Below are 22,914 nucleotides of genomic sequence, written 5' to 3' on the forward strand. Positions count from 1 at the left end.
AATTGCCGCTGCCAATAACGCAGCGGCACTTTCTCAGTCAACACTCAGCTCAAATAACCCCCGTCCGCCAATTGCCGAATATGACCCAGACTGACCAAGGTGGTGAGCAATTCTTTGAGTTTGGCTCGCGGCGCGGGCGTGAATTGTTTGGCGAGTTCGGCGGCGCTAATCGGCGCGGATTGTGCAGCCAGCGCAGCGCGGACGCTGTGGAATTGTTCCGGCAAGGTTTTTGGCCAAGCGCGTTTGCTGGCGCTGGCGCTATCCGCACGATCCAGATCGGCTTCCGCTTGCACGGCAGCAGTCGCGCCAGTCGGATGCTGAAACGCCGGACGCAGCCAGCGAATGTTGCCCGCCCGTTCTTCAGCGACGCGAGCGGCATTGAGCGTCACCAATCGCTGCAACAGCGTTTCGGTCAAATCCCCCCAACCCCCCTTTGCTAAAGGGGGGCTTTCCGCATCTCCCCCCTTTGAAAAAGGCGCTCTCTCGTCTCCCCCCTTTGAAAAAGGGGGGCTGGGGGGGATTAAATCTTCCCAGCCGTAAGCCGTCAGCACTGCCGCGTCCAATTCGTCGTGAAGCTGGCGCAGAATCGCCACCAAACCCTGCTCGTGAATCACTTTCTCTTGTGCCGTCAACGGCTTGCCGTCGCGCAGTTGTTCCAACACGTTATACATGCCGGTCAAAGTGAGCGCCGGATGCAGCGCCTGCCGCGCTTTGCGATGCGCGTCGATGTGCTCACCCAGTTGGCGAATGCGCTCGGTTGACGACGCGGCAAGATCAGGAAATGGGAAGGTCTCAAAACAGCGGGTTTTGACGTAAACGGGCGTCAAACCAAGTGATGCGCCATTTGCCAGCGCCCAAGCAACATGCACTTGACTGGATAAAACACCAAACACCCAAGCGTCATCAATTGCGATGTTAATCAATTTGTTATCTGGCAAAACCGTTTGATCGAGAAAGACAAAAATCCGCTGCTTGGCAGTTTCAACGGTGGCGATATAACGCGATAACGGTGAGATTGCGGTTCTGAGGTCTTCGCGTAAACGCCGATGTAGCCACCAATTTTGTTTTAACAGCAGACTACGATTTTGATCGCGCTCCGGTTTCACCCGCTCCAAAAGGCGCTGATACACCTCTGGATAGCGCGTCAACACTTCCTCGGCAGTTAATCCAAACAAATCAATCACCATCACGTTGCGCGAGGTTTGCAACAGATCGCGCCCGTTCAAATAAAGGCGAATATGCTGCGCTAATTCTGGCACCCGCCCCAGTCCCAACGCAGTGGCTTCTTCTGGCGTCACGATAAAACCCGCGCCGCCCAATTCAATGCCGCGAAAACTAATCCCGCCATTTGCTTGTAACGCCACCGCGCCAGCGACATCCGCGCCAATCCGCAAATCAGCATGAATCAACCCGCTGCTGCGCAGCATCTCAACATCCAAACCTTCGCCGGAGCCGCTGCGCTCGGCAGTCACCTGTTCGATCACACCGGGCAACGCGCCAGCAGCGCCAACCGTCATCGCAATCCGCACTGCCGCGCCGTCGCCGCCATCGACCCAAGGATGATCGGGCACCGCGTACAGCAGCGACAACGGCGGATCAGCCGTCAAATGCCGTTCCAACACGCGGCGATTAAACGTCTGGCGCAGGCTGTTGGTGGTGATCAATCCGAAACGGCGCACCTGCCCGCTGCGGGTCAATTCCGCCGCCTGTTCCCACCAATAAAGCACATAGTCGGCGGATTCCGGCACCTCCGACCACGCGCCGCGCAGCGCGTCCACATAACCATCACCCAGCACTCGGCGCATCGTCGCCGCACCGATAAACGGCGGATTGCCCACGATAAACTCGGCTGCTGGCCACGCGGCACGGCGCGGATTGACATAACGCTCCAGCGGCAGACGCGCACTTTCATCTGGAATCAGCTCGCCGGTGGTCGGATGACGTTTGAGCGTTCGCCCATCCCAGCGCGTCACCGCCAGCCCCGCGTCATCCGTCACCACTTCCACCCGCTCGGCACTCAGCACTGCATCGCGGCACTGGATATTTTTGCAATCGCGGATCACCGGCTCCGGCGGATGCACGCTGCCGTGCGTGCGGATATGCCATTGCAGATAACCGATCCACAGCACCATCTCGGCGATGGTGGCAGCGCGGGGATTGCGTTCGAGACCGAGCAACTGCTGCGGACTGACGCCCGCCAGCTCAATTTCGCTTTGCTGACCGAGCGACGCGAGCGTGTCGAGCACCTCGCCTTCCAGCCGTTTCAGGTGTTCCAACGTGACGTACAGAAAATTGCCGGAGCCGCAGGCCGGATCAAGCACGCGGATTTGCGTGAGCTGCGCCTGAAAACGATTCACCACCGCAGCGGCTTCCGCATCCTTGCCCTGCTCGTGAAGACTGAACGCTGCCAGCCGCACTGCCGTCCAATCCTCGCGCAGCGGCGCAATCACCGTCGGCACCACCAGCCGCTCCACATAAGCGCGGGGCGTGTAATGTGCGCCGAGTTGCTGGCGCTCCAGCGGATCAAGCGCCCGCTCGAGCAACGTCCCAAAAATCGCCGGCTCCACTTGCTGCCAATCGGCACAAGCGGCAGCAGTCAATAACTCAAGCTGATCGCGGTTCAGCGGCAGCGCGGTTGCCTCCGCAAACAGTCCGCCGTTAAAGCGCAGCACCGGCTGGCGCAGAATTAGTGAAAACGCGCTGCCGCTATTCATTTCTCGCCACAGCGTTTCCACCAGCGGCACGAATTGCGCGGGCTGCTGGCGCACCGAGCGCAGCAACTCAGTGAAGCCGTCTTTTTTAAGCAAACCGATGTCCTGCGCAAAGAGCGTGAACAGGCAGCGCATCAAAAAAGCGGCGGTCACTTCGGGCGGATGTCCGGTGGTTTCAAGCGAAGTTGCCAGCCCCGCGAGTTGGTCAGCGATGGCGCGAGTGACGCGGGCGGCGTGGCGACTGAGATCAAGATCAAGCGGATCAAGCCACAGTTGGCGCAGCCGCTGGCGGATGTCTGGGCGGTGCAAATCGGTCAAGCGGATGCGATGACTGCGCACGTCGGGATAGGGGATATAAGCGCCGCCGCTGCGACTAAATTCGCTATACAACTCAATGCTGCGCCCGACATCGACCACCACGACAAACGGCGGTCGCCCCTCGTCTGGCGGCACGGCGCGGGCATAACGCACCGCTTGGCTGTGAGCGCGGAGCATCGCCTTGTCCCAACGCTCCGTATCAAGTGTCAGCCCGGTTTGTTTGGCTTCGAGCACAAAACAGGCGCGGCGATACAGATCAATAAAACCATCGCTCTGCGTGCCGTCGCCGTTCTGAAAAATCACCCGCCGTTCAAAGCAATAGGCGTTATTTTGCGCGTCAGACTGCGCTGGCTCCGGCAGCGGCAATTCCAGCGCGGTGCAGAATTCGGTGAGAAAAAGCTGATAGTTGGCGCGTTCGCTGCCGCTCGCGCCCTCCCAGCGAGTGAGAAAGGCGGTGACGGCGGCGGTTGGTTCATTCATGGCGATTGCAAAACAGTTGGCGAAACGTTCATTAAAAAATAATAACGCGAAATACGCCAACTGGTGTGCAGTTTATTGCGGTTGCCAGCGCCCGTTTTTAAGCGGTTGAGAATGAATAGCGCGAGCGTAGCGATAACACCACGCCAATACAGTCTCGCCGCTATCAGTGGTCGCTGTTACTAAGACACGATGATATAACGCATCGCTGGAATACTCATCAAAACCTTCAATGCGATCAATCCGCGCTAAACTGAAATCCGGTTGCTTCAAAGTCAACAACTCGCCATCCACCCAATCATTGACTCCGGCGCTCGGCAGCCAGCCCGGATAATTGCCTAAATCGAAAATCTGACCGCGAATGCGAGCCGGTTGGCGCTGCCCGATATTGGTTAATGATTGCCCCAAATCGTATTCAGATTGGAGTAAACCATAAGCGAAAACGTGCTGCACCAGAAAGGTGAGTGATTCATTCTGCGCTGCTTGCGTATGCACCGTTGTTGGTAAATTCCACGCCAGCAAACCAGCAGTCACTAATTCCACATACTCATCTGCCGGTGGCACAAATTCATCTTGACGCTTCTCAGCAACAACGCAATAAGTAATTGCCGGAATCATTTCTCCAGCGGCATTCAAAACAGTGACATCGCGCCGCTCGTAATAATTCGGCGCACCTTCTTTGGTATCAAGTGCCGCCCAACCATCGCTGCGCACCCGAAATAACATCCCCGGCGTGACCTGCCCTAATGATTGAATGACATCAAGTGCGCCGCCATTGCGCCCGCTTGAATAATAATGATAAATCGGGCGGTAATCGGGCAACCAAGTGGGCGCAACGGGTTCCAACACATCAATTGAAAAGCCGCGTTCTTGACAAAACTGTTGCCAATCGTCGCTATTCAGATTGGAGCCATAAGCAAAATAAAACGGGTCAGAGTTTGTGTTCATATTCATATCTCCATTAAAATTAGAAAAAATAATCACAAGAAAACTGAATCACATGCCGCCGCCGCGAGCTGAGGGCGCAATTAAACCAATTCGCTCCCATAAAAACGCAGCGCCCGGATCGGTTTTACGACCGGGCGCAATATCGCTGTGACCAACAATTCGCTCGGCAGTGATGGCGGGATACTGCTGTTGAATGAGAGCGATGCAGGTATTTAAGCAATCGTATTGCGCCGCCGTAAATGGAATCTCATCCGTGCCTTCTAATTCAATCCCAATTGAATAATCATTGCAGCGGTCGCGCCCTTGAAAACTGGAGCGGCCAGCGTGCCAAGCGCGATGGTGAAATGAGACATATTGCATTAAACAACCATCGCGGCGAATGAGGCAATGCGCGGAGACTTCTAAGTGCGCAATTGTGGCAAAATACGGATGCGCCGTTGGATTTAATTGATTCAAAAAGAAATCATCAATCCAATTTCCGCCGAATTCGCCGGGCGGTAAGCTGATATTGTGAATGACTAATAAATCAATGGGCGTATTGAGCGGCCGCGCAGTGTAATTGGGCGATGATCGCCGCTGCGCCATTTGCAACCACCCGTCATCATCAATTCCAGCATTCATCGCCATTCACCACGTCAACGTCGCGCCGAGCTGCTGTTGGAGCCAAGCGCGGATTTGATGTTGCGACTGCGCCCCGCTAAATCGCGCCAGCGCCAGCCCGTGTTGAAACAGGATCACGGTCGGAAAACCGCGCACCTGATAGCGCCCCGCCTCGCGCATGTTGTCGCCTTCATCGACCTCCAGCGTCGCCAGCCCGATTTGCCCGCCCAGCGCGTGAATCACTTGCTCCAACTGCGGCGATAACGCCCGGCACGGCGCACACCAATCTGCCCAAAAATCCACAAGAATCGGGCGGTTATGTGACGCCTCCAGCACGGTGGTGGCGAAGTCTTCGGTGGATACTGCGAAAATGTCGGAATGGGTAGACACGGGTCATCGGCTCCTAAAATGATTAACGGGTGAACGGCGATCTTTTTCAAAAGGGGATTTGGCAGTTTAGCCGTAAATCCGCGCCGGAATCTGGAGCCAATGCCCGTCCTGAGCTATCGTAGCTGCCCGCTGCCAACCAGCGATCTGTCCATTTTTCCTTCCTGTTGAGAACCATTGCCCATGTCCACGCTTTCCACTCCTCGCTCGGCTTTTCCCGTCACGCGGCTGCGCCGGATGCGCCGTGATGATTTTTCGCGCCGCCTGATGCGCGAGCACACGCTGACTGCTAACGATCTGATTTATCCGGTCTTTGTGCTGGAAGGCAGCAACCAGCGCGAGCCAGTCGCGTCGATGCCGGGCGTGGAGCGCCTGAGCATTGATTTGTTGGTAGAAGACGCCCGCATCGCCTATCAATTGGGCATTCCGGCGCTGGCGCTGTTTCCGGTGACGCCGCTGTCCGCAAAATCGCTGGATGCGCGAGAAGCGTTCAATCCCGACGGGCTGGCGCAGCGGGCAGTGCGGGCAGTCAAGGCTGCGGTGCCGGAGTTGGGCATCATCACCGATGTCGCGCTTGATCCGTTCACGACGCACGGGCAGGACGGTTTGATTGATGACGCTGGCTACGTCCTCAACGATGAAACCGTCGCCGTGCTGGTGCGCCAAGCCTTGTCGCACGCGGAAGCCGGCGCAGACATCGTGGCACCGTCGGACATGATGGACGGACGCATTGGCGCAGTGCGGGCGGCGCTCGAAACGGCTGGTTATATTCACACCCGCATTCTGGCGTATTCCGCTAAATACGCTTCCAGCTATTACGGGCCATTTCGTGATGCAGTGGGTTCGGCAGCGAATTTAGGCGCGGGCAATAAATACACCTATCAAATGGACCCGGCGAATTCCAATGAAGCGCTGCATGAGGTCGCATTAGATTTAGCGGAAGGCGCAGATATGGTGATGATTAAACCAGGGCTGCCGTATTTGGACATCGTGCGGCGCATTAAAGATCAGTTCGGCGCACCAACTTTTGTGTATCAAGTCAGCGGTGAATATGCGATGTTAAAAGCCGCCAGTTTGAATGGCTGGTTGAATGAAAAAGCGGTGGTTTTGGAAGCGTTATTATCAATGAAACGCGCTGGCGCAGATGGCATCTTGACCTATTATGCGAAAGATGTGGCGCGGTGGCTGGCGGAATAACGTCGCAATGTCACAACGGGCGTGGTGGACACCGGAGCTGGTCGCACGGTTGCTCATTGATATGATCTTTACTGAAGTGACCCGCACGCGCCCCGGCTTGCTGGGAGTGCGCCAATTGTTAGCGCCGCTGACGGATGCGCCGTTGCACGTCACCAATCCACTATTGAATCAAGATTTCAGCACTTTCAATCTGGATTCATTGGAATTTTTGAATGTGGTCACGGCGATTGCGGTGCAGTTTCATTTACATGAAACCGGTGCCGAGCAACAATTATTGGAACAACGGCATCTGCGCGGTTGGGTGGAAGCGGTGCTCACCAGTCGAGCGCAATGGGATGAGGCGATGAGTTTTTTAACTTCCGGCTCAACTGGACAACCAAAGTTATGTACGCATCCGCTGGCGTGGTTAGAAGAAGAAATTGCGTTTTTTACGACGCATTTTAGCGACCGCAAACGGATATTAACGGCGGTTCCATTTCATCACATTTACGGTTTTTTATTCGCCGTAATGTTACCGACGACATTGAAAATTCCCGCCCGCGATGTCCGCGATTCATTGCCCGCCAGCGTATTGCGGCGGGCGCAGCCGGGCGATTTGATTATTGGACATCCGGCGTTTTTTGATTTGGCGCTGCGCAATTCATTGACGTTGGCACCGGATGTCCGCGTGGTGTCATCGACTGGGCATTGTCCGCCGCAGTTGTGGCAGCAATTCCACAGCGCCGGCATCGCGCAAGTCACTGAAATTTATGGCGCATCAGAAACCGCTGGCATCGGCATTCGCCACACCGCTGCTGCGCCACTGCGCTTGTTGCCGCACTGGTCACGACAGGCTGACCGCGCTGACGCCATCAGCCGCGTCGATGCCAACGGCGCAGCGGTGACGGTGACGCTGCCGGATGAGGTGGACTGGCTGGATGCCACGCAATTTCAGGTCATCAAGCGCCACGACGGGGCGGTGCAGGTGGGCGGAATCAACGTGTTTCCTGAGCGGGTGCGCGACTGTTTGCTGCGTCATCCCGATGTTGCGGCGGCAGCGGTGCGGCAGGCGAGCGTGGAATTGGGCGGGCGTTTGAAAGCCTTTGTGGTGCCGAGCGCGAGTTGTGACGACGTGGCGCAGTTGCCGGAGCGGTTGCACGTTTGGTTAATCACGCGCCTGACGGCACCGGAATTGCCGCGAGCGATCACGGTGGGAACGGAGTTGCCGCGCTCACCGTGGGGCAAGCTGGCGGATTGGGACTAACGCGAGATTGATCGGTTGGTCGCCGGCGCGAGTGCCGCCGAGCGACCATTTTCACACGCCAGCACTCAATTGTTCTTAGCGCCCTGCGCGATCCACTGCTCAATTTTGGCGATCTTATCCGGGCTTAACGGGTCCTTGTTGTGCGGCATCTGGATCGACTTATCCACCTCACCGGACACCAACCGATACAGGCTGCTCGACAGCGGATCACCCGCCACCACCACCGGCCCAAACTTGGTGCCTTTCATCAGCGACTCGTAGCTGTCCACCACGAACCCACTGGCGACGGTGCCCTTGCCGTTATTCGTATGACATTCCACGCAGTGCTGATCGATGATCGGCTTCACATCCTTCGCAAAGCTCACCTCTGACTGATTACAACCCGCCATCAACAATGCCGCTGGAATTCCTAACAGCATGAACTGCAAATTTTTTTTCATACTAACCTCGAAGAAAACCCCAGATTGAAGAGCCAACTGGGAAGGTGGTCGATGACCGCAGCGCGGTCTGTTCTTTGTGGCGCTGAGACCACAGCTTTAATCAAAAACCGCACGATTTAATTAAAAAATCAAGCAGTTACTTGCAGTGCTTCGTTCAAAATACGGATAATTCTTGACCGTTAAGCACCGCCCGCACCGGTGCAAAACTGCGGCGATGATGCGGACAAACCCCCAGCGTCTGCAATGCTGCCAGATGCGCTCGCGTCGGATAGCCCTTATGTTGCGCAAAACCGTAGCCGGGGCATTCCACATCCAACTGTTCCAGCAGCCGATCTCGCGCCACCTTCGCCAGAATTGACGCCGCGCCAATCGCCGGAATCAACCCATCGCCGCCGATCACCGCCCGCGCCGCGCAGCCAAACTCAGGACAGCGATTGCCATCCACCAACACCAACTGCGGCGCCAGCGGCAATCCCGCCACCGCCCGCTGCATCGCCAGCAGCGACGCCTGCAAAATGTTCAGCCGATCAATTTCCTCCACGCTCGCCCACGCAATTGCCCACGCCAGCGCCCGTTCTCGAATCACGCCATCAAGCGCCGCTCGGCGACTCGGGCTGAGTTTTTTGGAGTCATCAATGCCGGCAATTGGCGAACGCGGGTCGAGAATCACCGCCGCTGCGCTCACCGGTCCGGCAAGCGGCCCGCGTCCAGCCTCATCGACTCCCGCCGTCACAATCCACGCCTCGCTCATGCTGCCCGCCGTTGCATCAAATCGACCACGGCGGCAGCCGCAGCGGCAGCCGCATCGACCCGCAGCTCGCGGTGAATTTGGCTATAAATCGCTTGTATATCCGCCACTTGCGCGGGGTGATCGAGCCAATGCAGCAGTGCCGGCGCCAGCAGTTCCGCACGGCAGCGGTCTTGAATGAATTCCGGTGCCAGCTCCCGCCCCGCCAGCAAATTCGCCAACGCGATAAACGGCACCTTCACCAACTTGAGCTGTTTCACCACTTGATACGTCAGCGCGTTGAGCCGGTAAGCGACCACCATCGGACGGTTTAACAGCAGCGTTTCTAAAGTCGCCGTGCCCGACGCGGTGAGCACGCAATCCGCCGCAGTAATCGCATCGCGGCTGCGCCCGTCCACCAACGTCAGCGGCAACTGCGGAGCGCGACGTGCCACTTCGGCAGCGAATAATTCGCGCAAAGTCGCGTTGACCAGCGGCACCACGAATTGGAGCTGCGGACGAGCGGCGTGGCAGCGGACGGCAGTGTCAATAAATGGCGCAGCGAGGCGCTGCATCTCGCTCACCCGGCTGCCGGGCAACAGCGCAATCACGGGCGCAGTCGGCGCTAATCCCAGCGCCAGCCGCGCCGCAGCGCGATCAACCGTCAGCGGAATCTCATCTGCCAGCGGATGCCCCACGGCGACGGCGTTAATGCCGTGCTGGGTGAGAAATGCCGCCTCAAATGGAAATAAACACAGCAGTAAATCCACCGCTCGCCGAATGGTTTTGACGCGCCCGGCTCGCCATGCCCACACGGTCGGGCTGACGAAATGCACGGTCGTGATGCCGACAGCGCGGAGCTGGCGCTCCAAACCGAGATTGAAATCAGGCGCGTCGATGCCGATCACCACTGCCGGGCGCTCGGCGCAAAAATAGTCGCGCAGCCGCTGCCGCAGTCGCAGCAATTCCGGCAGATGCGCCAGCACTTCCGTCAATCCCATCACCGTCAACCGTTCCATATTCACCACCGTTTCGCAGCCCGCTGCCAGCATCTGCGGCCCGGCGACGCCGACGAAACGTGCGGTCGGCAGTTGCGCTCGCAGGGCGCGAATCAACGCTGCGCCGAGCAGATCGCCGGAAGGTTCGTTGGCGACGATGCCGATCAACATCAGCGCACCACTCCGCGCTCACTGGCGACGATGAAATCGAGCAGCGGCGCGATGTCTGGCGTGGCGGCAGCGAGATCGCGCAGCCGTGTGAGCGCCGCGTCTCGTGATAAACCGGCGAGATACAGCGCCCGATACGCCCGTTTGATGGCTTGAATGCTGGCGGGCGTAAAACCGCGTCGCCGTAAACCTTCGCTGTTGATGCCGCGTGGTCGGGCGGGATGACCGCTGACGATGACGTAGGGCGGGACGTTTTGATTGAGCACCGAGCCCATCGCGCAAAAGCAGTGCGCTCCGAGGCGACAAAATTGGTGAACGATGGTGAAGCCGCCGAGAATTGCCCAATCCTGAATTTCGACATGCCCACCGAGCGAGGCAGCGTTGGCCATGATGACTTGATTGCCGATCTGACAATCGTGGGCGACGTGGGTGTAAGCCATGAACAGATTGTCGTCGCCGATACGGGTGACGCTCTGATCCTGCACGGTGCCGCGATGAATGGTGGCGAATTCGCGGATGCGATTGCGGTCGCCGATTTCCAACCGCGTCACCTCGCCGTTGTATTTTTTATCTTGCGGGTCTTCGCCGACTGAGGCGAATTGAAAAATGTGATTGTCGCGCCCAATCCACGTTGGCCCGCGCAGCACGACGTGCGATCCCACTCGCGTTCCCGCGCCCAGATGAACATCCGCGCCAATCACCGCAAAGGCACCAACCGCAACGGTCGGATCCAATTCGGCAGCGGGATCAATCAGCGCGGTGGGGTGAATCAAGCCGCAAACTCTCGCGCCGTACACATGATTTCAGCGGTGGCGACGACATAATCATCAACCCGCGCTTCCGCATCGAATTTCCAAATGCCGCGCCGAATCGGGCCGAGTGTCACTTTCATAGTGATTTGATCGCCGGGTTCAACCGGACGTTTGAATCGCGCTTTATCAATGCCAACGAAATAATACAATTTATCGCCGACTTCTTCCGGGCGCGACGCCATTGCTAATAAGCCAGTCGCCTGCGCCATCGCTTCAATAATGAGAACGCCGGGCATTACTGGTCGCACGGGAAAATGACCGGTAAAAAACGGCTCATTATAAGACACATTTTTAATCGCAATGAGATAATCATTGATCTTAAAATCAATCACCTTATCCACTAATAAAAACGGATAACGATGTGGTAATAAACTCAGGATGCGATGAATATCCATCGTGTGAATGACGGCAGTATCAGTGCTCATCGGTTCGGGAACGCCTGCGCCAGAATGCGATCCATCCATTTTATGCTTTCCCCCGCGTAATAATCTCTTTCATTACATCAATCCATTTTTCAATTGTTTTGAGTCGGTGCATGATGTCATTAAGCTGCTTAAAGCGCACCACATTGCGCCGCCATTTCGCAGTAGGCATCACCGGAATTCCGCTGCTATAAGACCCCGGTTGCTGAATAGAATGTGTCACCATCGTCATACCAGTGAAATGCACCTGATCGCCAATGTCTAAATGACCCGCAATGCCCACCGCACCCGCAATGGTGCAATGACGACCAATGCGCGTAGAACCCGCAATGCCACAATTCCCGGCAATGGCGGTGTGATCGCCAATTTCAACATTATGCGCAATTTGAATGTGATTATCTAATTTAACCCCATTACCAATGCGCGTATCGCCAAGGGTACCGCGATCAATGGCAGTATTTGCCCCCACTTCGACATCATCACCGAGAATGGTGCGTCCAATTTGCGGAATATGCACCCATTCTTCACCATCGCGGGCAAAACCAAAACCTTCTCGACCAATCACCGCACCGGGATGAATTAACACCCGTGCGCCAATGTGCGTTCCTGTGCATAACGTCACATTCGCAATTAAACGACTGTCCGCGCCAATTCGCACCGCATTTTCAATCACACAACCCGGACCAATAAAAGCGCGCGCAGCAATGGTAACATTGGCTTCAATGACCACTAATGCGCCAATTTGCGCAGTGGCATCAATCACTGCACTGGGATCAATCACGGCGCTGGGATGGATGCCAGCCCGGAGTGGCGGTGGTGGATGTAATAATTGCGCGGCGCGGGCAAATGTTAAATACGGGTTATCGCTGAATAATATCGGTATTGCGGCGGCATCAGCGTTATTGTGTGACAGAATGACAGCACCAGCATGGCTTTGTTGTAAAGCAGAACGGTATTGATCGTTCCCTAAAAAAACGAGGCTTTTTGCATCCGCATCAGCGAATTGCGCGACGCGGGAAATCTGCACATTTGGATCACCCTGCAATACCACACCTAACTGCGCTGCGAGCTCACCAAGCTGGATATCCATAGACGCTCAACCTTTCCATCGTATCAGTGCGACACGTTATTTTTTATTAAATTCTTGTTTCAGACGTTCAATCACTAAATCAGAAATATCAATGCGCGGATTTGAATACACCAAACCATCGCTGATAATGAGATCAAATTTCTGTTCTTTCGCTAATTCAACTACCACTTCATTCACTTGCCGCCCCAACTTCTTGCGCAGTTCATTTTGACGCAGGGCGAAATCTTCTTGAAATTCATCTCGCGCATATTTCAATTTGCGGGTGCGGCTGCGAATATCATTTTGCAAGCGTTGAATTTCATTTTCACTCATTAACGCGCCATCATGTTCCAGTTTTTTTTGCAATGATGCAATCTGTTCTTGCTGATCACGCAAGCCGCGTTCCCGATCTTCTACTTCGCGCTGCAACGCATCACGGGCGGCTTCGTATTGCGGTGATTTTTCTACCACACGATTGGGATCGACCACTGCAATGCGATAGTCAGCCGCAGTTGCTAACTGTGGCACAATTCCAAAAGATAAGCATAAACTGAATAGAATTAACCCGCGCATCTGTAAACCTCATGCCTTAAAAGGCTTGACCAAATCCGAATTGAAAGACCTGCGTCTCATCGCCGTTTTTCTCGGTTAAGGGATAAGCGAGACTGATTGATAATGCGCCAACTGGCGATAACCACGTCATTGACATGCCAGTTGAATAACGCAAATCTGCTAAATCAAAGCCAGTGGCATTCAGCAGCCGTGAATCATTCATTGCCCATACTGAACCAAAATCAAGAAAGGTACCGAGCCGCAACGTTTTTTCAAATTCACCGCCCACTGGAGCTGGGATAAAAAATTCCAAACTGCCTACCATTTTCAAATTGCCGCCGACCGGATCATCAGTAATGATTTCACGCGGACCAATAGAATTGGCGACCCAACCGCGTACTGAACGCGGACCGCCAGCGTAATAGTTTTCAAAAAACGGTAATTCTGGACTCTCGCCATAACCATCGCCGTAAGCGATATTGCCAGTGAGTGACACAATAAACCGCGAGGTTAATGCCACATAACGCTGTTCTTGATAATTCATTTTATAGTATTGCAAGGCGCTACCAGGTACGGCAATTTCAGTGGATAGCGTTCGCAAACCGCCTTTGGTAGGAAAAATTGCAGTGTCGCGGGTGTCATTAGAATAACTTGCTGAAATTAAATAATCATTAAACCGCGAGCCGTTATCGGTAATGAACTGACGCGCTAAACTGGAATCACCCGCCGTGAAATCAGTATATTGATAACGAAAGCCCAATCCAGCGCGACTGTTATCTGCAATTGGTAAACCGAACGTCATTTCCGTAGTGCCCACGTTTGACGCATAATTCGCACCAATCAATTTACTAAAATCAGTTTCGGTGTAGGACGCATTAAACCCGCGACTGATACCATCAACAGTGTAATACGGATTGGTATAACCAATTTGATATAAACTGGTGGAAGTGCTGGTATTAAATGCCATTGCCACCCGTTTGCCAGTTCCCAAAAAGTTGTTTTGCGTGATGCTGGCATTCAATAAAATACCCTGCGATTGGGAAAACCCAATACCTGCTGCTAAATTGCCGGCGGGTTTTTCTTTCACGGTCACATCAACATCAACTTGATCGGCCGAGCCGGGCACGGCAGGAGTGGCGATATTGACCTCTTCAAAATAACCAAGCCGTTGAATACGTTCCCGCGATTTACGCACTAATTCGGCTGAAAACCACGCGGTTTCTAATTGCCGCATTTCCCGCCGCAGGACTTCATCACGGGTGCGCGTATTGCCTTTCATATTCAACCGCCGCACATAAACCCGTTTCCCCGAATCAACAAAGAAGGTGACAGCGACTTGATGTGCCGCTTCGTTAATTTCAGGCACCGTATTGACATTTGCAAAAGCGTAGCCTTCATCGCCGAGCAAACCTGAAATACGTTCTGAGCTTTCAGTCGTCACTTTGCGGGAAAAGAAATCGCCGCGTTTTAAGTGAATCAACGGAAATAACCGCTCCACTGGCACCGATGGCTCGCCTGCCAATTTAATATCGCTAATCGTAAAGGCTTGACCTTCATCAATGACGATGGCGATATAAATATCTTTCTTATCGGCGCTAATCGACACCTGCGTCGATTTGATTTCAAATTTAATGTAACCGCGATCTAAATAAAACGAGCGCAGCGCCTCCAAATCTCCCGCCAGCTTTTGTTTAGAATACTGATCGTTTTTAGAATAAAATGAGTTCCAACGGGTTGAACCGAGTTTGAATTGTTGGTTAAGTTCTTCGCTCTTAAATGCTTTGTTGCCAATAAGATTGATCTGTTTAATTCGAGCGGTTAAGCCTTCAATCACTTCAATATGAATTGACACGCGATTACGTTCCAGCGGCGACACGGTGGATTGAATAATCACGCCGTATTTACCCCGCGCAAAATACTGGCGCTCCAATTCTTGCTCAATCCGATCCAACACTGAGCGATTAAAGACGCGCCCTTCTTTTAAGCCAATATCTTCTAACGCCGTGTTTAATGCTTCGGTTTCAATATCTTTGTTGCCGGTGATTTTAATTTCGGCAATGGCGGGACGCTCGCGCACCCATAGCACCAACACATTGCCATCACGTTCCACCCGCACATCATCAAAAAAGCCAGTTTTATACAGAGCGCGAATAATGCTGCCGGTCACATCTTCAGCAACGGTGTCGCCAATTTGTACCGGCAAATAATTGAATACCGTGCCGGGAGCAATCCGCTGTAAGCCTTCAACACGAATATCCGCAATTTGAAAGACTGCCGCCGTTACGGGCTGCATGAATGCCAGCAGCGCCAGCAGAGGAATTATTCCTTTAATGCTAATGCGAAAAAATTGAGCAATGGCAAACAAGATAATATCCTCTCATTAAATCGAAAGATGCAGCACCGCTGGCAGTCACAAGTACGGGAGTTGGTTAGCTTAACAGCCGCAAAATATCAGCATAAAATGCCAATACCATTAACGCGATTAACAGCGTAAAACCGACAATTTGCGCACGCTCTTGAATCTTTTCTGAGACCGGACGCCCGCGAATACGTTCCAATAGAAAATACGCAAGATGGCCGCCATCTAATACCGGAACTGGTAGCAAATTTAATACGCCTAAACTCACGCTGACGACCGCTAAAAACTTAATAAACGCATCCAAGCCAGAACTGGCGGAGCGCCCAGCAATTTCCGCAATCGTGATCGGGCCGCTTAAATTTTTAACCGACGCCTCGCCAACCAGCATCCGCCCCATCACGCGCAACATCATCACGCTCAAATCCCACGTTTTGCCGACCGCTTGCCCCAGCGCCTCGCCCGCGCCGTAACGCACCAGCACCTGATAGTCATCCATCAATCCTTCTGGCACCGCCACGCCCGCGCCAATCCGCCCGACCGTTTGCCCGTCGACTTCGGTCGCCTGCGGCGTCACCGTCAGGGTGAGATGCGAACCGTCGCGGCGCTCCACCTCAACCGCCAACGCCTGCCCGGGACGCTGGCGCACCAGCTCAACCCAATCTTTCCACAATTCAAGCGGTTGCCCATTAACACTGCGCACCCGATCACCCACCGCCAAGCCAGCTTGCTCCGCCGCTGCGCCGGGTACCAATTCGCCAATCACCGCCGGCAGTTGCGGACGCCGCGCCGTCAAACCGAGCCGATTGAGCAAATCCGGCACTTCCGCCAACGCCGCCAATTCCGCACCGGGCAACCAGCGGGTTTGCGTCATCCCCGCAGCATCGCGCACCTGCACCTGCACATCTGCGCCATCAAGCGCCTCCAGCGCCAAGGTAAAAATCGCAGTTTCCCAACTCCGTGCCGGCTGCTCGCCCAGCGCCAGCACCTCGTCATCAGGCTGGAAACCGGCGTTGGCAGCGATGGACTGCGGCGCAACGGTACCGATAATCGGCTTCAAACCGAGATCGCCGCTCATAAACAGCGCCCAATACGCCAGAATCGCAAACAACAGATTAAACAGCGGGCCTGCGACCACAATGGCGGAGCGTTTCCACACCGGCTGGCGATTAAAGGCATGTTTTAACTGCTCTTCTGGCACTTCGCCTTCGCGTTCGTCGAGCATCTTGATGTAGCCGCCGAGCGGAATCGCCGCCAGCACATATTCTGTCGTCTCCGGACTGCGCTGCCATGACAACAGCGTCGGGCCAAAGCCAATTGAAAACCGGGTGACGTGAACGCCCAAGCGTCGCGCTACCCAAAAATGCCCAAACTCATGCACCGCGATCAAAATCGTGAGCGCGATGACGAAGGAAGCGATGGTGAATAACAGGTTATCGGTCACGCTAATAAACCTCGGTGCCGCACCAGATGCGCTGCCTGCTCGCGGGCACGGCGATCAACATCCAGAAGAAAATCAACATTTTGCCCAACAACGGTTTCATACGGCAGCGCATCTAAAGTGCCGCTCACCACCGCCGCAATGCCCGGTAAATCGAGCTGGCGCTCCAAAAATGCTGCCACCGCAATCTCATTGGCAGCGTTCAAAATCGCCGGCGCGGTGCCGCCGCTTTGCGCCGCTTGAAATGCCAGCGCCAAGCACGGAAACCGTGCGAAATCAGGCTCTTGAAAATCAAGCCGCCCCACTGCGAATAAATCCAACGGTGCCACGCCCGAAGTCAAGCGTTCTGGCCACGCCAGCGCGTGTGCAATCGGCGTGCGCATGTCGGGATTGCCGAGCTGCGCCAACACAGAACCATCCTGATATTGCACCAGCGAATGAATCACGCTTTGCGGATGAATCACGACCTGAATGTGATCGGTATCGGTGCCAAACAGCCAGCAGGCTTCAATCACCTCCAAGCCTTTATTCATCATCGTGGCGGAATCGACCGAAATTTTGCGCCCCATTGCCCACGTCGGATGGGCGCAGGCTTGTTCTGGCGTCACGCTCGCCAATTGATCTAGCGGCCACTCGCGCAGCGGGCCGCCCGACGCGGTGAGCAAAATCCGTTCGACGCCGACTGCGGCTAATCCGGCGCTAAATTTGGAGGGCAAGCACTGAAAAATAGCGTTGTGTTCGCTGTCAATCGGCAGCAATTCCGCGCCGCTGGCTGCCACCGCTTCCATCAATAACGCGCCAGCGACGACCAGCGCTTCCTTGTTAGCCAGCAGCACCCGTTTACCGGCGTGCGCGGCCGCGAGCGTGGGACGTAAACCTGCCGCGCCGACAATCGCTGCCATCACATAATCGGTTTCTGGCAGTGCTGCGACCTGTTCTAAACCCGCCACGCCGCTCAAAATTTCCGGCGGCTGCGCGAGATCAGCCAGCGCCGTGCGCAATTGTGTCGCCGCCAGCGGATCAACCATCACCGCCACTGCCGGACGATGCGCCCGACACTGCGCGGCCATCCGCTCGACATCCTGATTGGCAGTCAGCGCCACCACGCGAAACCGGTCGGCGTGACGCGCCAGCACATCCAGCGTGCTCACGCCGATGGAACCTGTTGAACCCAGTACGGTTACACCTTTCACAACGTCACCCCACAAGTTAAGAAAACACCCAGATCATGCCCAACGTGAACAGCGGCGCGGCTGCCGTCAGGCTATCAATCCGATCCAATAAGCCGCCGTGACCGGGCAGCAGTGCGCCCGAATCCTTCACGCCGCGCTGGCGCTTGAGCAGGCTTTCATATAAATCGCCGATGACGGAAATCCACACCGTCGCCCCGCAAATCATCACTATCCGAATACTTTCAATCACATCGAGCCGCAGCCACAGCGCCAGCGCCACACTACAGAGCGTCGCGCCAACCAGTGCGCCCTTGACGCCAGCGCGGGTTTTATTGGGACTGATGAGCGGCGCTAACTTGGTGCGCCCCCACTGCCGCCCGACAAAATAAGCGGCTGAATCGGCTGACCAAATCAGAAGCATCAAAAACAGCACCAACTGCGTGCCCACGATGGGCAGTTGGTGCAGCGCCACTAACGCGATCCAAGGAATCACCACAATCACGACGCCAATCACCAGCAATTCCGGTCGTAAACCCGTGTTTGGCACGATCTCGCGCACCTGCGTGAGCAGCAGCATTTGCCACCCCCACCACATCACTCCCAGCACCAGCAGCCCCATTTGAAAATCTGGGCGCACCCAAGTGAGCAGCATCACTGCCGCCAATCCGCCTAAATACAGACCGCGCCACGTTGGCGGCGTGAGTCCCGCCAAGCCGCACCATTCCCATGCTGCCATTAAAAAAATCAGCGCCGTGCCGAGTGCGAAGATCGGCGTCGGCAGCCACAAAATCGCGGCGATGACCAGCGGTGCCAGCACCAGCGCGGTGCGGAGGCGCAAAAAAATCCCCCCCTGCCCCCCTTTTTCCAAGGGGGGAGAATCAGAAAGCCCCCCTTTGGAAAAGGGGGGTTGGGGGGATTTTCCTAACGAATTATTTGGTTCGGTCATTGAGAGCCACCCACGATTCAACTTGTTCGCCGGTATGGCCGAAACGCCGCTGGCGCTGCGCAAAATCATCCAAAGCTGCGCCCAGCGCCGCTTCATCGAAATCCGGCCACAGAATGTCAGTGAAATACAGCTCGGCATACGCCGACTGCCAGAGGATGAAATTGCTCAACCGCTGCTCGCCGCCGGTGCGGATGAACAAATCTGGATCAGGCACATCAGGAAAGGAGAGAAACGCGGCGAGGGTGGTTTCATCGCACTCGGCGGGGTTCAAATGTCCCGCCTGCGTCTCAATGAGCAGACGGCGCATGGCTTGGGTAATGTCCCAACGCCCGCCGTAATTCGCGGCAACTTGCAAAGTCAACGCAGTATTGGTGGCGGTGAGCTGTTCCGCCTCGACGATCCGGCGTTGCAGTTTTTCAGAAAACGCGCTGCGGTCGCCGATCACGCGCAGCCGCACGCCGTTGTGATTCATGCGCCGCACTTCACCGCGCAGCACCACCAAAAACAGCTCCATCAACACCATGACTTCAGCGCGGGGTCGCCGCCAATTTTCACTGCTGAAAGCAAAGATGGTGAGGGTTTTAACGCCGCGCCGGAGACATTCATCCACCGTGCGGCGGACGCTCTTCACGCCTTCACGATGTCCGACAGTGCGTGGACGCCCGCGCAATGTCGCCCAGCGCCCGTTGCCGTCCATGATGATCGCCACATGCTGTGGCACAGAACCAGCGGGAGCGGCAACGGGGGGAGTAGCGTCCACAACAATTTGATTCTATTTGTGAAAATGCACTTTAGATGGACAACAAATCCTGTTCTTTATCCGCCAGCACCGCATCGACATCCTTGATCGCCTGATCGGTGAGTTTTTGCACCACTTCCTGTCCGCGCCGCTCGTCATCCTCAGAAATCATCTTGTCTTTCACTAATTCCTTGAGATCGTGATTGGCATCGCGGCGGATATTGCGCACGGCAACCCGCGTTTGCTCCGCCTCGTGACGCGCCACGCGGATGAGATCGCGGCGGCGTTCTTCGGTCAACGCCGGCAGCGGCACCCGAATCACCGTGCCCGCCGTGTTGGGATTCAAACCGAGATCCGATTGCATGATGGCTTTCTCAATCGCCTGCACCATGTTCTTTTCCCACGGCACCACCGCCAACGTGCGGGCATCTTCAGCGTTGACGTTAGCGACCTGCCGGATCGGCATTTCCGAGCCGTAATAAGACACCATCACATGATCCAGCAGCGATGGATGCGCCCGTCCGGTGCGAATTTTAGCCAACTCGTGCGTCAGCGCCTCAACGCTTTTGCCCATGCGCTCGCTGGCATCTTTTTTAATATCTTCAATCATTTAGCAATTCTCACTGACAACTAACGAGCCAATATCTTCACCGCAAATCAGGCGCTGCAACGCGCCCGGTTCATTGATGTTCATCACCCGCAACGGCAGATGATGATCGCGGCATAACACGATGGCGGTGGTATCCATGACTTGCAGCCCGTCGCGCAACACCTGCGCGTAACTGATGCGCGGATAACGAATCGCGCTCGGATCGCGCAGCGGATCGGCAGAATAAATCCCATCAACCTTGGTGGCTTTAATCAACACTTCGGCACCAATCTCAATTGCCCGCAAACTGGCGGCGGAATCGGTAGTGAAAAAGGGATTGCCGGTGCCTGCTGCCAACAGCGTGACCCGCCCTTTGTCCAGATGGCGCAACGCCCGTCGCCGGTCGTAACTTTCGCACACCTGCGCGATGGGCAGCGCCGACAGCACCCGCGCTGGCACCTGTAACCGCGTCAGCGCGTCCTGCATCGCCAACGCATTCATCACGGTGGCGAGCATTCCCATGTGATCGCCGGTGACGCGATCCATGCCCCGCGCCGCCAAACCCGCGCCCCGAAACAAGTTGCCACCACCAATCACCAGCGCGACCTGCACTCCGGCGGTCACTAACGCTTGCACCTCGCCGGCGTAGCGGTCGAGCACTTCGGGATCAATGCCATCCGTACCCGTGCCCATCAGCGCCTCGCCACTGAGCTTGAGCAGGATGCGATGATAGACAGCGGCGTGAGACATAGCGGGAAATCCTCGGAGTGGTCAATAAACGACAGCGCCGCCGGCGGGGCGCAACGGATTAGCTGGCGCGAACCTGCGCCATCACTTCTTCAGCGAAGTTTTCGGTTTTCTTTTCAATTCCTTCGCCAACCTCAACCCGCGCAAACGCCAGCACCTGAGCGCCAGCGTGCTTGAGCAATTTCTCCACCGACTGCTCGGGGTCTTTCACGAACGGCTGTCCCAATAAAGTGACTTCTTCCAGATACTTGCGAATCCGACCGTCGATCATCTTCTCCACAATCTCCGGTGGCTTGCCGCTCTCCAACGCCTGAGCGCGGAAAATCTCCTTTTCCTTCTCCAGCGTCGCCGCTGGCACCTGTTCGGCGCTGAGGCAGAGCGGATTACTGGCGGCGACGTGCATTGCAATATCGCGTCCCAGCGCAGCATCGCCACCGACCATGTCAACCACGACGCCGATGCGCACGCCGTGCCGATAGCTGTGCAATGCGCCGCTGGTGCTCTCGAACCGCAGCAAGCGCCGGACTTGGATGTTCTCGCCAATCTTGGCGATCAAGGCCTCGCGGGCAGCACTCACCGTCAAGCTGGCATCAGTCACCAGCGGTTGATTGGTCAGCGCCTCAACATCGGTGACTGGAGTTGCCAACGCGGTGACGGCGACGGCTTCAGCGAAGGCGACAAAGCCGGCATCTTTGCCGACGAAATCGGTTTCGCAGTTGATTTCAACCAACACGCCGTGTTTTTGATCGGCAGTGATCTGAATCACGACCACGCCTTCAGCGGCGATGCGCCCAGATTTTTTCGCAGCGCGGGCTTGACCGGATTTACGCATTGCTTCAATTGCGGCTTCGATGTCGCCATTGGCTTCAACGAGAGCGGTCTTGCATTCCATCATGCCGACGCCGGTGCGCTCGCGCAGTTCCTTAACCATTGCGGCTGTAATCGCCATGTTTCACCTTCTAAATTGTTTGACTGCTGACGTGCTGAAATTGAGGGGTGCCTGAATCCCCCTTTTTTCAAAGGGGGCTTTTGAAATCAGCAACTTACTGGCGTTCTTCCCGCTCGGCGCTGGCTTCGATGATGACTGGATCGCCGCGTCCGACCATTGCGGCAGCGGTGCTGCGCCCGTCGAGAATGGCGTCAGCGGCACCAGCGATATAGAGCTGAACGGCGCGGATGGCGTCGTCATTGCCGGGGATGACGTAATCGACGTTGCTGGGATCGTTGTTGGTATCGACCACGCCGATGACCGGGATGCCGAGCTTGTTGGCTTCGGTGACGGCGATTTTTTCGTGACCGACATCAATCACAAACATCGCATCGGGCAGACCGTCCATGTTTTTGATGCCGCCCAAGCTCTGCTCCAATTTGTCCCGTTCCCGCGACAAGCCGAGGGCTTCTTTCTTGTTGAAACGGTCGATGGAGCCGGTTTCAAACATGGCTTCCAATTCTTTCAGCCGCTTGACTGATTGGCGGATGGTTTTGAAGTTGGTCAACATGCCACCGAGCCAGCGGTGATTGACAAACGGCATGCCGCAGCGCAGCGCCTCATCCCGAATGGCATCGCGGGCGGCGCGTTTGGTGCCGACAAACAACACCTTGCCGCCGTTAGCGGTGAGTGTCCCCATGAAATTCACTGCCTCTTGATACAGCGGCAGAGTTTTTTCCAAGTTGACGATGTGAATTTTGTTGCGATGCCCGAAGATGAACGCGCCCATCTTGGGATTCCAGTAGCGGGTCTGGTGGCCGAAATGGACACCGGCTTCCAGCATCTGGCGCATAGTGACATTGCTCATAATCTTGATTTCCTAATGGTTTGGGTTGAGACCTCCACGCGCCCCATGTGACCACCTGC

The 22,914-nt window shown here is 55.7% G+C and carries 22 protein-coding genes; 2 read left to right on the forward strand and 20 right to left on the reverse strand.

Translation table 11 applies throughout. The annotated features are described in order from the left end of the window. Positions 1-44: 44 nt before the first annotated feature. The 4 genes from CKO12_RS03515 to CKO12_RS03530 form a co-directional block, all read right to left on the reverse strand. Complete coding sequence (locus CKO12_RS03515; RefSeq protein ID WP_200153352.1) at positions 45-3,509, reverse strand: class I SAM-dependent DNA methyltransferase; 3,465 nt, start codon at positions 3,507-3,509, stop codon at positions 45-47. A 72-nt stretch (positions 3,510-3,581) separates the two neighbouring features. Beyond that, on the reverse strand, positions 3,582-4,454 hold the full coding sequence (locus CKO12_RS03520; protein ID WP_200153353.1) for a gamma-glutamylcyclotransferase: 873 nt from the start codon (positions 4,452-4,454) through the stop codon (positions 3,582-3,584). Positions 4,455-4,502: 48 nt separating this feature from the next. Next, on the reverse strand, positions 4,503-5,075 hold the full coding sequence (gene ampD / locus CKO12_RS03525) for a 1,6-anhydro-N-acetylmuramyl-L-alanine amidase AmpD (protein ID WP_242466187.1): 573 nt from the start codon (positions 5,073-5,075) through the stop codon (positions 4,503-4,505). A gap of 6 nt (positions 5,076-5,081) precedes the next feature. After that, complete coding sequence (locus CKO12_RS03530; protein ID WP_200153355.1) at positions 5,082-5,444, reverse strand: thioredoxin domain-containing protein; 363 nt, start codon at positions 5,442-5,444, stop codon at positions 5,082-5,084. Positions 5,445-5,624: 180 nt separating this feature from the next. Here CKO12_RS03530 and hemB point away from each other — a divergent pair, with 180 nt between their 5' ends. Both hemB and CKO12_RS03540 read left to right on the forward strand, forming a co-directional pair. Next, positions 5,625-6,638, forward strand: coding sequence for a porphobilinogen synthase (gene hemB / locus CKO12_RS03535; RefSeq protein WP_200153356.1), 1,014 nt, complete (start codon positions 5,625-5,627; stop codon positions 6,636-6,638). Continuing rightward, positions 6,604-7,881, forward strand: coding sequence for an AMP-binding protein (locus CKO12_RS03540; protein ID WP_242466188.1), 1,278 nt, complete (start codon positions 6,604-6,606; stop codon positions 7,879-7,881). The genes hemB and CKO12_RS03540 overlap by 35 nt, the downstream gene beginning before the upstream one ends. Before the next feature lie 65 nt (positions 7,882-7,946). Here CKO12_RS03540 and CKO12_RS03545 read toward each other — a convergent pair whose 3' ends face one another. The 16 genes from CKO12_RS03545 to rpsB all read right to left on the reverse strand — a co-directional run bounded on the left by CKO12_RS03545 (position 7,947) and on the right by rpsB (position 22,840). Beyond that, positions 7,947-8,321 (reverse strand): c-type cytochrome domain-containing protein, encoded by a 375-nt coding sequence (locus tag CKO12_RS03545; RefSeq protein WP_200153358.1) that lies wholly within the window; start codon positions 8,319-8,321, stop codon positions 7,947-7,949. A 154-nt stretch (positions 8,322-8,475) separates the two neighbouring features. Continuing rightward, positions 8,476-9,072 (reverse strand): ribonuclease HII, encoded by a 597-nt coding sequence (gene rnhB / locus CKO12_RS03550; RefSeq protein ID WP_200153359.1) that lies wholly within the window; start codon positions 9,070-9,072, stop codon positions 8,476-8,478. Beyond that, positions 9,069-10,217, reverse strand: a complete 1,149-nt coding sequence (gene lpxB / locus CKO12_RS03555; protein WP_200153360.1) for a lipid-A-disaccharide synthase — start codon at positions 10,215-10,217, stop codon at positions 9,069-9,071. Before lpxB ends, rnhB begins: the two co-directional genes overlap by 4 nt. After that, on the reverse strand, positions 10,217-10,987 hold the full coding sequence (gene lpxA, locus CKO12_RS03560; protein WP_200153361.1) for an acyl-ACP--UDP-N-acetylglucosamine O-acyltransferase: 771 nt from the start codon (positions 10,985-10,987) through the stop codon (positions 10,217-10,219). Before lpxA ends, lpxB begins: the two co-directional genes overlap by 1 nt. After that, positions 10,984-11,490, reverse strand: a complete 507-nt coding sequence (gene fabZ, locus CKO12_RS03565; RefSeq protein WP_200153362.1) for a 3-hydroxyacyl-ACP dehydratase FabZ — start codon at positions 11,488-11,490, stop codon at positions 10,984-10,986. The genes lpxA and fabZ overlap by 4 nt, the downstream gene beginning before the upstream one ends. A 1-nt stretch (position 11,491) precedes the next feature. Beyond that, entirely contained in the window at positions 11,492-12,538 is a 1,047-nt protein-coding gene (gene lpxD / locus CKO12_RS03570; RefSeq protein WP_200153363.1) for a UDP-3-O-(3-hydroxymyristoyl)glucosamine N-acyltransferase, read from the reverse strand. 36 nt (positions 12,539-12,574) lie between these two features. Then, the gene (locus tag CKO12_RS03575) at positions 12,575-13,045 is read right to left on the reverse strand and encodes an OmpH/Skp family outer membrane protein (RefSeq protein WP_338032688.1); all 471 of its coding nucleotides are present in this window, start codon (positions 13,043-13,045) and stop codon (positions 12,575-12,577) included. 61 nt (positions 13,046-13,106) lie between these two features. Then, the gene (gene bamA / locus CKO12_RS03580; protein ID WP_200153408.1) at positions 13,107-15,362 is read right to left on the reverse strand and encodes an outer membrane protein assembly factor BamA; all 2,256 of its coding nucleotides are present in this window, start codon (positions 15,360-15,362) and stop codon (positions 13,107-13,109) included. Positions 15,363-15,498: 136 nt separating this feature from the next. Continuing rightward, positions 15,499-16,869, reverse strand: coding sequence for an RIP metalloprotease RseP (gene rseP / locus CKO12_RS03585; RefSeq protein ID WP_200153364.1), 1,371 nt, complete (start codon positions 16,867-16,869; stop codon positions 15,499-15,501). Continuing rightward, on the reverse strand, positions 16,866-18,059 hold the full coding sequence (gene ispC / locus CKO12_RS03590; RefSeq protein WP_200153365.1) for a 1-deoxy-D-xylulose-5-phosphate reductoisomerase: 1,194 nt from the start codon (positions 18,057-18,059) through the stop codon (positions 16,866-16,868). The genes rseP and ispC overlap by 4 nt, the downstream gene beginning before the upstream one ends. A gap of 16 nt (positions 18,060-18,075) precedes the next feature. Next, positions 18,076-18,984: a phosphatidate cytidylyltransferase gene (locus CKO12_RS03595; protein WP_200153366.1), complete on the reverse strand. Its 909-nt coding sequence runs from the start codon at positions 18,982-18,984 to the stop codon at positions 18,076-18,078. Continuing rightward, entirely contained in the window at positions 18,968-19,705 is a 738-nt protein-coding gene (uppS, locus tag CKO12_RS03600) for a polyprenyl diphosphate synthase (RefSeq protein WP_338032689.1), read from the reverse strand. Before uppS ends, CKO12_RS03595 begins: the two co-directional genes overlap by 17 nt. Before the next feature lie 70 nt (positions 19,706-19,775). Next, complete coding sequence (gene frr / locus CKO12_RS03605) at positions 19,776-20,333, reverse strand: ribosome recycling factor (RefSeq protein WP_200153367.1); 558 nt, start codon at positions 20,331-20,333, stop codon at positions 19,776-19,778. Further along, positions 20,334-21,062 carry a UMP kinase gene (gene pyrH / locus CKO12_RS03610; protein ID WP_200153368.1) on the reverse strand — a complete coding sequence of 243 codons (729 nt, stop codon included), beginning with the start codon at positions 21,060-21,062 and terminating at the stop codon, positions 20,334-20,336. A gap of 58 nt (positions 21,063-21,120) precedes the next feature. Next, entirely contained in the window at positions 21,121-22,008 is an 888-nt protein-coding gene (tsf, locus tag CKO12_RS03615) for a translation elongation factor Ts (RefSeq protein ID WP_200153369.1), read from the reverse strand. A 94-nt stretch (positions 22,009-22,102) separates the two neighbouring features. After that, positions 22,103-22,840, reverse strand: coding sequence for a 30S ribosomal protein S2 (rpsB, locus tag CKO12_RS03620; RefSeq protein ID WP_200153410.1), 738 nt, complete (start codon positions 22,838-22,840; stop codon positions 22,103-22,105). Positions 22,841-22,914: the final 74 nt, after the last annotated feature.

Source organism: Chromatium okenii (assembly GCF_016583745.1).
Classification (GTDB): Bacteria; Pseudomonadota; Gammaproteobacteria; order Chromatiales; family Chromatiaceae; genus Chromatium; species Chromatium okenii.